The sequence below is a fragment of the Klebsiella sp. SYXHC3 genome, from assembly GCF_057196925.1.
On the sequence record NZ_JBXUNG010000002.1, the window covers coordinates 310,531 to 322,462 of the forward strand.

11 protein-coding genes and 1 riboswitch are annotated in these 11,932 nt (G+C 55.1%); of the genes, 6 read left to right on the forward strand and 5 right to left on the reverse strand.

Features of this window, described 5'->3' with window-relative positions; translation table 11 throughout:
* Positions 1–3: 3 nt before the first annotated feature.
* A complete protein-coding gene (locus AC2CGP_RS08445) occupies positions 4–846 on the reverse strand; it encodes a 23S rRNA (adenine(2030)-N(6))-methyltransferase RlmJ (protein WP_015703746.1) in 843 nt (280 codons plus the stop codon).
* 175 nt (positions 847–1,021) lie between these two features.
* Here AC2CGP_RS08445 and prlC point away from each other — a divergent pair, with 175 nt between their 5' ends.
* Together prlC and rsmJ are read left to right on the forward strand one after the other, a co-directional pair.
* Positions 1,022–3,064: an oligopeptidase A gene (gene prlC, locus AC2CGP_RS08450; RefSeq protein ID WP_015369266.1), complete on the forward strand. Its 2,043-nt coding sequence runs from the start codon at positions 1,022–1,024 to the stop codon at positions 3,062–3,064.
* Between the two features lie 7 nt (positions 3,065–3,071).
* Positions 3,072–3,824: a 16S rRNA (guanine(1516)-N(2))-methyltransferase RsmJ gene (rsmJ, locus tag AC2CGP_RS08455; RefSeq protein ID WP_015369267.1), complete on the forward strand. Its 753-nt coding sequence runs from the start codon at positions 3,072–3,074 to the stop codon at positions 3,822–3,824.
* Between the two features lie 128 nt (positions 3,825–3,952).
* On the opposite strand, the gene dtpB is transcribed toward rsmJ, so the two are convergent.
* Both dtpB and uspA read right to left on the reverse strand, forming a co-directional pair.
* Positions 3,953–5,425 carry a dipeptide/tripeptide permease DtpB gene (gene dtpB / locus AC2CGP_RS08460; protein ID WP_047048332.1) on the reverse strand — a complete coding sequence of 491 codons (1,473 nt, stop codon included), beginning with the start codon at positions 5,423–5,425 and terminating at the stop codon, positions 3,953–3,955.
* 266 nt (positions 5,426–5,691) lie between these two features.
* The gene (gene uspA / locus AC2CGP_RS08465; RefSeq protein ID WP_004145166.1) at positions 5,692–6,129 is read right to left on the reverse strand and encodes a universal stress protein UspA; all 438 of its coding nucleotides are present in this window, start codon (positions 6,127–6,129) and stop codon (positions 5,692–5,694) included.
* A 383-nt stretch (positions 6,130–6,512) separates the two neighbouring features.
* Between uspA and uspB the strand changes: the two genes are divergently transcribed.
* Positions 6,513–6,848, forward strand: a complete 336-nt coding sequence (uspB, locus tag AC2CGP_RS08470; RefSeq protein WP_015703743.1) for a universal stress protein UspB — start codon at positions 6,513–6,515, stop codon at positions 6,846–6,848.
* Between the two features lie 65 nt (positions 6,849–6,913).
* Here uspB and pitA read toward each other — a convergent pair whose 3' ends face one another.
* Positions 6,914–8,410 (reverse strand): inorganic phosphate transporter PitA, encoded by a 1,497-nt coding sequence (gene pitA / locus AC2CGP_RS08475; RefSeq protein ID WP_015369272.1) that lies wholly within the window; start codon positions 8,408–8,410, stop codon positions 6,914–6,916.
* Between the two features lie 230 nt (positions 8,411–8,640).
* Here pitA and AC2CGP_RS08480 point away from each other — a divergent pair, with 230 nt between their 5' ends.
* Complete coding sequence (locus tag AC2CGP_RS08480; RefSeq protein WP_015703742.1) at positions 8,641–9,834, forward strand: BaiN/RdsA family NAD(P)/FAD-dependent oxidoreductase; 1,194 nt, start codon at positions 8,641–8,643, stop codon at positions 9,832–9,834.
* A 40-nt stretch (positions 9,835–9,874) separates the two neighbouring features.
* Here the strand turns inward: AC2CGP_RS08480 and AC2CGP_RS08485 are convergent, their stop codons facing one another.
* On the reverse strand, positions 9,875–10,888 hold the full coding sequence (locus AC2CGP_RS08485; protein ID WP_015369274.1) for a magnesium transporter: 1,014 nt from the start codon (positions 10,886–10,888) through the stop codon (positions 9,875–9,877).
* Between the two features lie 56 nt (positions 10,889–10,944).
* Positions 10,945–11,126, reverse strand: a riboswitch (M-box (ykoK) riboswitch).
* A 158-nt stretch (positions 11,127–11,284) separates the two neighbouring features.
* Between AC2CGP_RS08485 and AC2CGP_RS08490 the strand changes: the two genes are divergently transcribed.
* The gene (locus AC2CGP_RS08490) at positions 11,285–11,560 is read left to right on the forward strand and encodes a type II toxin-antitoxin system HicA family toxin (protein ID WP_015703741.1); all 276 of its coding nucleotides are present in this window, start codon (positions 11,285–11,287) and stop codon (positions 11,558–11,560) included.
* On the forward strand, positions 11,557–11,916 hold the full coding sequence (locus AC2CGP_RS08495; RefSeq protein ID WP_015703740.1) for a type II toxin-antitoxin system HicB family antitoxin: 360 nt from the start codon (positions 11,557–11,559) through the stop codon (positions 11,914–11,916). The genes AC2CGP_RS08490 and AC2CGP_RS08495 overlap by 4 nt, the downstream gene beginning before the upstream one ends.
* Positions 11,917–11,932 lie beyond the last annotated feature (16 nt).

Below are 11,932 nucleotides of genomic sequence, written 5' to 3' on the forward strand. Positions count from 1 at the left end.
CGATTACTCCGGTACGATCCAACTCACGGTCGCGTGACCGGTACCGGCTGGAACCAGTTTGCTGTGCAGCCACGGCAGCACGTTATTCATCTGCTGTTCCAGCTTCCACGGCGGGTTGATGACGATCATCCCGGAGGCGGTCATGCCGCGCTGGTCGCTGTCCGGACGCACCGCCAGCTCGATTTGCAGAATTTTGCGGATACCTGTGGCTTCTAAATCTTTGATCATGCGTTTGATTTGCGCGCGCAGCACCACCGGATACCACAGCGCGTAGGTGCCGGTGGCGAAGCGTTTATAACCTTCGTTGATCCCGGTGACCACCGCCTGATAATCGGTTTTAATTTCGTACGGCGGGTCGATAAGAATCAGACCGCGACGGGAAACCGGCGGCAGCTTGGCCTTCAGCTGCTGATAGCCATCGGCTTTATCGACGCGCGCGCGGCTGTCTTTCTGGAACTCGGCGCGCAGCAGCGGGAAATCGCTCGGGTGCAGTTCGGTCATCTGCAGGCTGTCCTGCTCGCGCAGCAGTTGGCGCGCGATAAGCGGCGAACCAGGGTAGTAACGCAGTTGGCCGCTGCGGTTGAAGTGTTCGACGACCGAAATATACGGCTCCAGCTCGGTCGGTAGATCGTCCTGCTGCCAGATACGGGCGATGCCTTCAAGGTATTCGCCGGTACGTTCGGCGTGCTCGCCGCTCAGCTGATAGCGGCCCGCGCCGGCGTGAGTGTCCAGGTAGAGAAACGGTTTTTCTTTCTCTTTCAGCGATTCAATGATCAAACTCTGAACGGTGTGTTTAAGGACGTCGGCGTGGTTGCCTGCGTGAAAGCTGTGGCGATAACTGAGCATGGATGCAGAGATTCCGGAAATAAACAAGTTAACCGACAGTTTACCGCAGTTCGCCCAGGATTGCCGCTGTCGCACCGCCTGTCATTGAAATTCCCGCAACTATCCCCCATTCTAGATCTCATGCAAAAGCGCCGGAACGCGCGCTTCATTCACCCTCTTCAACAGGACAGCGCATATGACCAATCCATTACTGACGCCTTTTTCATTGCCGCCATTTTCTGCAATCAAACCGGAGCACGTGGTCCCTGCGGTCACCAAAGCGCTGGATGATTGCCGGGCCGCGGTGGAAAGCGCGGTGGCGCACGGCGCGCCGTATAGCTGGGAAAATCTTTGCCAGCCGCTGGCGGAAGTGGACGATGTGCTGGGACGCATCTTCTCGCCAATCAGCCATTTGAATTCGGTAAAAAACAGCCCGGAGCTGCGTGAAGCCTACGAACAGACGCTGCCGCTGCTCTCCGAGTACAGCACCTGGGTCGGCCAGCATGAAGGCCTGTATAAAGCCTACCGCGACCTGCGCGACGGCGATAACTACGCCACGTTGAACACCGCGCAGAAAAAGGCGGTCGATAACGCGCTGCGCGATTTTGAATTATCCGGGATTGGCCTGCCGGCAGAAGCGCAGAAACGCTACGGTGAAATCGCCGCGCGCCTCTCTGAGCTTGGCAATCTGTACAGCAACAACGTGCTTGATGCCACCATGGGCTGGAACAAGCTGGTGACCGACGTCGCCGATCTCGCAGGCATGCCGGAAAGCGCGCTGGCCGCCGCTCAGGCCCAGGCGCAGGCGAAAGAGCAGGAAGGATATCTGCTGACGCTGGATATTCCGAGCTATCTGCCGGTGATGACCTACTGCGACAATCAGGCGCTGCGCGAAGAGATGTATCGCGCCTATTCCACCCGCGCCTCCGATCAGGGCCCGAACGCCGGGAAATGGGATAACAGCCCGGTGATGGCGGAGATCCTCGCGCTGCGTCACGAGCTGGCGCAACTACTGGGCTTTGACAGCTACGCCTTTAAATCTCTGGCCACCAAAATGGCTGAAAATCCGCAGCAGGTCCTCGATTTCCTGACCGACCTGGCAAAACGCGCGCGTCCGCAGGGCGAAAAAGAGCTGGCTCAGCTGCGTGCTTTCGCCAAAGCCGAGTTTGGCGTCGATGAACTGCAGCCGTGGGATATCGCTTACTACAGCGAAAAACAGAAACAGCATCTCTACAGCATTAGCGATGAGCAACTGCGCCCGTATTTCCCGGAAAACAAAGCCGTTAACGGCCTGTTTGAAGTGGTTAAGCGTATTTATGGCATTACCGCCAAAGAGCGTACCGATGTCGATGTGTGGCATCCGGAAGTGCGTTTCTTCGAGCTGTATGACGAAAATAATGAGCTGCGCGGCAGCTTCTATCTTGACCTGTATGCCCGCGAACATAAACGCGGCGGGGCGTGGATGGACGACTGCGTCGGCCAGATGCGTAAGCTGGATGGTTCCCTGCAAAAACCGGTCGCTTATCTGACCTGTAACTTCAACCGCCCGGTAAACGGCAAACCGGCGCTGTTCACGCACGATGAAGTGATTACCCTGTTCCACGAGTTTGGCCATGGTCTGCACCACATGCTGACCCGCATTGATACTGCTGGCGTTTCCGGCATCAGCGGGGTGCCGTGGGATGCGGTCGAGCTGCCGAGCCAGTTTATGGAAAACTGGTGCTGGGAGCCGGAAGCGCTGGCGTTTATCTCCGGGCATTACGAAACCGGTGAACCGCTGCCGCAGGAACTGCTGGAGAAAATGCTGGCGGCGAAAAACTACCAGGCGGCGATGTTTATTCTCCGCCAGCTGGAGTTCGGTCTGTTCGATTTCCGTCTACACGCGGAATACTCGCCGGAGCAGGGGGCGAAAATCCTCGAGACTCTGGCCGAGATTAAAAAGCAGGTCGCCGTGGTGCCGGGCCCAACCTGGGGCCGCTTCCCGCATGCGTTCAGCCACATCTTTGCGGGTGGTTACGCGGCGGGCTACTACAGCTACCTGTGGGCCGATGTGTTGGCAGCGGATGCCTTCTCGCGCTTCGAAGAAGAGGGAATTTTCAACCGTGAAACCGGTCAATCATTCCTCGACAATATCCTGAGCCGCGGCGGTTCCGAAGAGCCGATGGAGCTGTTCAAACGCTTCCGCGGGCGCGAGCCGCAGCTGGACGCGATGCTTGAGCATTACGGGATCAAAGGCTGATTGCTACGTGAAAATCTGCTTAATTGATGAAACAGGCGCCGGTGACGGCGCCTTATCTGTTTTGGCCGCCCGTTGGGGGCTGGAGCATGATGCAGAGAATCCGATGGCGCTGGTGCTGACGGACGAGCATCTGGAGCTGCGTAAGCGCGATGAGCCAAAACTTGGCGGCATCTTTGTCGATTTCGTCGGCGGCGCGATGGCTCATCGCCGCAAGTTTGGCGGCGGCCGCGGTGAAGCGGTAGCCAAAGCGGTGGGTATTAAAGGCGATTATCTGCCGGATGTGGTTGACGCCACCGCCGGCCTGGGGCGCGATGCCTTCGTGCTGGCGTCGGTCGGCTGCCGCGTGCGGATGCTTGAGCGTAACCCGGTGGTCGCCGCGCTGCTCGACGATGGTTTGAAACGTGGCTATGCCGATGCGGAGATCGGCGGCTGGCTGCAGGAGCGCTTACAGTTGATTCATGCCTCCAGCCTCAATGCGTTGACCGATATCACCCCGCGCCCGCAGGTGGTGTATCTGGATCCGATGTTTCCCCATAAGCAGAAAAGCGCGCTGGTCAAAAAAGAGATGCGGGTATTTCAGTCGCTGGTGGGGCCGGATTTAGACGCCGATGGTCTGTTGGCACCGGCTCGACAGCTGGCGACCAAACGAGTGGTGGTCAAGCGCCCGGATTATGCGCCGCCGCTGGCGGATGTCGCCACGCCTAACGCGGTGGTGACCAAAGGACATCGGTTTGATATTTACGCCGGTACGCCGGCGTAATTTTTCGCCGTTGTGATATCACCCGGATAGCGGCGCAAAGCGCCTTATCCGGGCTACCAAATTGTAGCGCGAGCCGGGAACCGCAATATTTAAACAAACGGCGCCAGCGGATCGGCCATCTCAAACGGTTACTCGGCGCTGGTCGGGGTATTAATCATCCGGTTCAGCCACGGCACCATAAAGGCCATCACCACCGTCACCGCCAGGGTCACGAGGCCAATTTTACTAAACACGTTGGTGTAGATCGGCAGCGTCTGCAGCGGGTCGGTTATATTTTCTGGTACCGCGGTGAAGGTCGCGACATAGCCGCCCATCAGGAACGCGGCGGCCTGAGTCAGGAACCACATCCCCAGAATAAAGCCCATCAGCCGCTGCGGAACCAGCGCGGCAACCATCGCCAGGCCCAGGGCGCTAATCAGCAGTTCGCCGAGACTCTGGAACAGATAAACCAGCACGATAAACCACGGCGAGGTGAGCCCCTGCGGGTCGGCAAACCACATCCCGGCCGCCGCGGCGGTCAGGAAGCCCAGCGCGCAGAGGAACATGCCGAGAGTGAATTTCATCGGCATGGTCAGGTCTTTACCTTTGTTGCCAAGACGGGTGTAGATAGCCGCCAGTACCGGGCTGGCGACCACCACCCAGAACGGGTTCAATGCCTGGAAACTCACCGGGTTAATTGCGATGCCGAGAATGTCGTGATGCACGTTATTGATGGCGAAGAAGTTCAGCGAGGTTGGCATCTGGGCATACAGGATATAAAACACCACCGCTTCGAGCATCAGGATGAAGGCGACGAACATCTTGTTGCGGCCGGTTTTATCGAGGCGGAAAGCTTCGCGGAAGAAGAAAATCGTCACCACGATGGACAGCACGATCAGCACCAGGTTGGCGATTTTAACGTTATGCATCAGCCAGGCGCAGAGGAAAATCATCACCACGGTGCCGACCAGCACGTACAGCAGATTACGGAAACTCAGCGGCTGATGATCCGGGGTTGAACCGATATCTTTCACCATTCCGCGGCAGGCGAAGTAGACCAGCAGCGCGACGATAAGCCCGGCGCCGCACAGATTGTAGGTCACCGCATAGCCGAACTTATCGGCAATAACCGGCGCCAGCGACAGCGAGAGCAGCGAACCGATGTTAATCGACATATAAAACAGGGTGAAGGCGCCGTCGAGACGGGCATCTTTAGGCGGATAGCATTTTGATAGCAGGCTCGCGGGATTGGCTTTAAACAGCCCGTTGCCGACGGCGATAGTGCCAAGCGCGATAAAGATAAGGTCGGGTTTGAGCAGCGACAGGCCGGTCATAAAATAGCCGATTGCCAACACGATGGCGCCGAGCACCAGCGTGCGTTTGGTTCCAAGCAGATGGTCACCGACATAGCCGCCGATGGAAATGAGGCCGTAGACCAGCGCCGCAAAGGCGCCAAAGGTGATAAATGCCTGTTCCTGAGAGAAACCAAGCTGTTTAACAAAGAACACCGCCAGGATGCCCTGGACGCCGTAATAGCCAAAACGCTCCCATAACTCTACAAAAAAAATCATGAAGAACGGACGGGGTTGCTGTAGCAAACCCGTAGGTGCAGTTGTTTTCATATTCCTTCGCCTTTTAGTGCTATCCCAAAAAGTATGAACGCGTCTGCCAAAACGCGCCGAAAAAGTCTGATGGCCCATAATGATTCGGCCATTGGCTGAATGTATAGATTATTATATAGATATTAATTCTAATAAATGGTTGATCACACTAACCGATATTAATTATCTGGATTGATATCCTGATGGGGTCGGTGCGCTTCAGGCGGGATACAGCATAAAAACAAAAACGCCCGCAGGCGCGGGCGTTGGCTGGCGAGGAAAAGCGATTATTCGTCTTCTTCGTCGCGCAGCGGTACGATCAGCATATCAACGTGAACGGTGTTGATCAGCTGACGCGCGGAGGACATCAGCTTGCTCCAGAAGTCCTGATGGTGACCGCAGACCACCAGGTCCATATCATATTTTTTAATCGCATCGACCAGCACCTGTCCCAGATCGCCGCTGCCGCTCAGGGTTTCGGTAATCGGGTAGCCAGCGTTAGTGGAAAGCTCGGTCAGCGCGTGGTGCGTCTCTTCAGAGATGCGTTTCTGCATGTCGCCCAGATTAACATCGATAAGACCGGTGTAGAGGTCGGAGTAATTCACATCCACGTGAATCAGGGAAACTTTCGCATTGTAGGGACGCGCCATAGAAACCGCTTTCTCTACCAGCACTTTGCTTTCCGGTGAAAGGTCTACTGCAATAAGAATGTGTTTGTAAGCCATAGTGTTACTCCTTCCATAAGTTGTCGATGACCGTTGGACCAGACAGCCTGTGCTGTCGATTCGCCCGCGTCCTGCAAGCTAGATTCGCGGGGGGTAAGCCTTTAAGGACTTAATTGTAGAAGATAATTTCTACAATATAGCGCCCCTCGCACTCCGTCAATGCACCTGGTTCACTGTTAGTTAAACAAATTATTCCGTCTTACGTATTGATAACGATTAACCTTGTGGTAAAAAAATTAACTGATCTCCTACACTATTTAATGAGCCGGTCGGATAAATAAACGTGACCGGAATCGCACTCTTTTACTGTACGGTGGGTTGGATGATATTGGGGAGCGGTAGTCCCGGAGGGATCTCCGTGGATGGGTCGCCGGGGAGGAAGTATGATCAGCACTGTTGCGCTGTTTTGGGCCCTGTGTATCGTTTGTGTGGTGAATATGGCACGTTACTTCTCATCGTTGCGTGCATTATTGGTTGTGCTACGTGGTTGCGATCCCTTGCTCTATCAATATGTTGATGGCGGAGGTTTTTTCACCTCGCATGGGCAGCCCAGTAAACAAATGCGGCTGGTTTGGTATATCTATGCCCAACGATATCGCGATCATCATGATGACGAGTTTATTCGTCGCTGTGAGCGTGTTCGCCGGCAGTTCATCCTGACCAGCGCGCTGTGTGGTCTGGTGCTGGTGAGTATGATAGCACTGCTTATCTGGCATTGAGCTGCCTGAATTGAGTGCAAAAAAAATGGGCCAGTTTCCTGACCCATTTTTCGCATGGCTATTGCTTAGATAAGCTTCAGAGCCAGCCAGTACAGCACGCCTGACAGCAAAATGGCTGCCGGCAGGGTGAGTACCCATGCCATCAGGATGCTGGTGACGGTTTTCTTCTGCAGACCGCCGCCATCAACGAGCATCGTCCCCGCAACCGAGGAAGAGAGCACGTGGGTGGTGGAAACCGGCATGCCGGTGTAGCTGGCAAGGCCGATAGAAACCGCGGCGGTCATCTGGGCGGACATACCTTGCGCGTAGGTCATACCCTTCTTACCAATCTTCTCGCCGATAGTGGTCGCCACGCGGCGCCAGCCGATCATGGTGCCAATACCCAGCGCCAGCGCGACCGCCATAATGATCCAGATTGGCGCGTACTCGATGGTGCTCAGCATATCGGTTTTCAGTTTCTTCAGCAGGCGCTGGTCGTCAGTGCTCACATCCGGCAGTTTGGCCACTTTGTCGGTGGTGTCGGAGATGCAGAGCATAATGCGACGCAGCTGGCCGCGCTGATCCACTGACAGCGTATCGTAGCTTTCCGTACCGGTGAGCATTGTCTTCACGCGGTCAAGCGCGTTGATGGTGTTCGCCGGATGGCAGTGAAACTCGCCGTTGGCCGCGGTATTGGTTTCCGGTGACGGAACCAGTTGATCAACGCCGGTGGCTTTCTTCAGCAGCTCAGGGCGCTGTTGGAAGAAGGTTTCCACGTTGTTGACTGCATCGCGGGTACGAGTGATTTCGTAACCAGACGCGTTCATGTTGACCACGAAGCCCGCCGGCGCGACGCCAATCAGTACCAGCATGACCAGACCAATGCCTTTCTGCCCATCGTTGGCGCCGTGCGAGAACGACACGCCGATAGCGGACAGGATCAGCGCAATACGGGTCCAGAACGGCGGTTTTTTCTTACCGTCTTTCTTTTCGCGTTCCGCTGGGGTCAGGTGTATACGAGCGCGTTTTTTGGTACCGCTCCAGTAACGACGCAGAATGAAAATCAGGCCGCCCGCTACCACCAGGCCAACAATCGGCGAGACGATAAGCGAGGCAAAAATGCCGATGACTTTCGGGATATTCAGCGCATCCACCACTGAAGTACCGGTCATCAGCGCATTGGTTAAACCAATACCGATGATGGCGCCAATCAGGGTGTGAGAACTGGAGGCCGGTAGGCCGAAATACCAGGTTCCGAGGTTCCAGATGATTGCCGCCAGCAGCATAGAGAACACCATGGCGAGGCCATGTGCGGAACCCATGTTAAGCAGCAGGTCCGTTGGCAGCATATGCACGATGGCATAGGCTACGCTGAGACCGCCCAGCAGAACGCCGAAAAAGTTGAAGAGTGCCGCCATCGCAACAGCAAGCTGCGACCGCATTGCGCGAGTGTAAATCACCGTTGCAACTGCGTTTGCGGTATCATGAAAACCGTTAATCGCTTCGTAAAACAGTACAAAAGCTAAAGCAAGCAATAATAATAGTCCGGTATGTAAATCCAGACCGGCAAATAAATGTAGCATAGGACGTTACGCCATTTTGAGGACATGAACGCGGCGCATTATCAGTGACTTTAGCGGCGCGGGCAAAGTGAAATATAGACTTTTTTTGATTTTCTTCCTGTTTGGTTTCTACCCGGTTGGGAGTAATCCTATATCTTTCAAAGACGTAACTGAATGTTGTTTTTTTCGTGCTGGTGTGACCAGAGTGAAATATTTACAATTCCCGACAATTGGGGAATGAGGAAAGTTGAGTGGAAAGGTTTGATGCCATTGTGATCGGCGCCGGTGCGGCGGGAATGTTTTGTGCGGCGCAGGCGGGGCAGTTGGGCTGCCGGGTGCTGCTGCTCGATAATGGCAAAAAGCCGGGGCGCAAAATCCTGATGTCCGGCGGCGGCCGCTGCAACTTTACTAACATGTATGTCGAACCCGCGGCATATCTCAGCCAAAACCCGCATTTTTGCAAATCTGCGCTGGCGCGCTATACCCAGTGGGACTTTATCGAGCTGGTTGGCAAATATGGTATTGCCTGGCATGAGAAGACCTTAGGTCAGCTGTTTTGCGATGATTCCGCGGAGCAAATCGTCAATCTGCTGCTGTCGGAATGTGAAAAAGGCGGCGTACAGATCCGTCTGCGCAGCGAAATTCTCATCGTCGAACGCGATGAACAAGGCTACCGGCTACAGGTGAACGGCGAAATGCTGACGGCGAAGAAGCTGGTGATCGCTTCCGGCGGCCTGTCGATGCCGGGGCTGGGAGCATCGCCGTTTGGTTACAAGGTGGCCGAACAGTTTGGTCTGAAGGTGCTGCCGACCCGCGCGGGTCTGGTGCCGTTTACCCTGCATAAACCGCTGCTTGAGCAGCTGCAGGTGCTTTCCGGCGTTTCGGTGCCCTCTACGATTACAGCCGAGAACGGTACGCTGTTTCGCGAAAACCTGCTATTTACCCATCGTGGCCTTTCCGGCCCGGCGGTGCTGCAGATTTCCAGCTACTGGCAGCCCGGCGAGTTTGTCACCGTCAACCTGCTGCCGGACTGCGATCTTGAGGCGTTCTTCAACGAGCAGCGGGGCGCTCATCCCAACCAAAGCCTGAAAAACACCCTCGCGATGCAGCTGCCGAAGCGGCTGGTCGAATGTTTACAGCAGCTTGGGCAGATACCTGATGTGACACTGAAGCAACTGAACGTTCGCGATCAGCAGGCGCTGGTGGAGACGCTAACCGCGTGGCGCGTGCAGCCGAACGGAACTGAAGGTTATCGTACCGCGGAAGTGACCCTCGGCGGCGTGGATACCAATGAGCTTTCGTCACGCACCATGGAGGCGCGCAAAGCGCCGGGGCTTTACTTTATCGGTGAAGTGATGGACGTCACCGGCTGGCTTGGCGGCTATAACTTCCAGTGGGCGTGGTCAAGCGCCTGGGCCTGCGCGCAGGCGCTGGCGGAAGCTTAATCAGAGAGCCCGGGGCACCCTGGCGCCCGGGCTGTTTCGATCAGTTCAACCCAAGAAAATACTGGGCGATTTTGAAATAGATAATCAGCCCGGTGCCATCTATCAGCGTGGCGATAAACGGCGCGGAAACCACCGCCGGGTCGATACCGATCCGCTTAAGCAGCATCGGAATAACCGAAGACACCACCGCGCTCCACAAAGTAATGCAGACCAGCGTCAGGCTGACGATCAGCGTGATTTCCATGCCAATCCCCATCATCCAGGCGCGCAGGCAGCCCGCCAGACCCAGGGTCAGGGCAATCAGAAACGAGGTCGACACCTCTTTGCGGATAACCCGTCCCATGTCACGTAAACGGACTTCACCCAGCGCCATCGAACGCACCAGCGTTGAGGTGATCTGAGTTCCGCTGTTGCCGCCGGTGCCGATCAGTAACGGGATGAAGAAGGCCAGTGCGATGGCCGATTCCAGCGCCTCTTCAAAATGCTGCAGCACGCTGCTGGTGTAGGCTTCGGCAACAAATAACAGTAGCAGCCAGACCGAGCGTTTCTTCCACAGCGTCCACGGACTGATTTCCAGATACGGTTTTTCCAGCGGTAGCGTCGCCCCCTGCAGCTGGGCGTCTTCGGTGACGTCATCCTCCAGCAGATGGGCAATTTCTTTTTCCATCAGGCAGCCGACCAGCTCGCCTTTATCGACAACCGGCACCAGATCGAGGCCGCGCTCGGTGAGTTCGGCAATCACCTGAGGGCGCTCATCGTCGGGTTTGACGCGAAACAGACAGCTGTCCATCAGGTAGCGAATAGACTGGCCTACCTCTGCCTCCTGCAAAAGTTTTTTGACTGATAAGCTGCCGCGCAGCTTGTTACCGGCGACGACAAATACCTGGCCGGGAATATCGTCGCTGGCGAGCTGCGAGATAAAGTGTTCACGCGCCTCATGGACGCTGAAATGTTCCTGCAGCGTAATAAAGTCGGTACGCATGTACTGGGCGATCGCATCGCCGTCGAAGCCAGAGGTCGCCTGATGCGCGGCGCAGAGTTGAATGGAAGACATGATTAAAATCCCTATAAAAAATCACTCATAGGGGCGAACAAGACAGGGTTAGCGCAGGCAGATCCCTACGTCCTGGTTTTAGCACTGCATAACGTATCTGAACGGTTAATACCGCCAGAAGTTACCTTGGCAACACCTTGATTCGATGGAAGCCTGTATTTCCCTGAGTGGTCTCTCTCGATACCAACAGGGCGGTAACTTGTATTTATGCAGGAGCCTCGCCATAACGAGATCGTTAAATGAGGCGCCATTATTGGCGAACAGGGATAATTAACAAAGCGTATAGTTTATGTGGTTTATCAACTGTTGATAAACAAACTTCATCAGGACACAGCTTGACTTCATCTTGTGCTATCATGATATTGACTTCAATGGATGAAGTCATGGAGCAAGGCGATGGAGCAGCAGGTTTTATCTTTACGTAAAAAACAGCGCAACACGCTGGAGCAGCTGTTTAAAACCCCCGTGCCGCAGGGTATTAAATGGGCCGACATTGAATCGCTAATTAAAGCGTTAGGTGGGGAGATTAAAGAAGGACGCGGCTCGCGCTGTAAATTTTTGTTGAACCACAGCATTGCCAGCTTTCACAGGCCTCACCCTTCGCCGGATACTGACAAAGGCGCCGTGGAGAGCGTGCGCGATTGGTTAATCACTATAGGGGTAAAACCATGATCAAACCTAAAACGCCAAATTCAATGGAGATTGCCGGGCAGCCTGCTGTTATTAACTACGTGCCTGAACTCAATGCATTCCGCGGTAAGTTCCTGGGATTATCAGGATATTGCGATTTTGTTTCCGATAGCATTCAAGGGTTACAACAGGAGGGCGAGATATCATTACAGGAATATCTTGCTGATTGTCGTGAAGCGGGCATCGAGCCTTATGCTCAGCCGGAAAAGCTGAAAACCTTCACATTGCGCTATCCTGAATCATTTGGTGAGCGTCTTAGCTCCGCCGCTGCAGAGGAGCAGGTTTCCGTAAATACCTGGATCCTTGAGACGCTCAATGAACGTCTCAAACAGGCTTAAAACAATCTGCATCAAA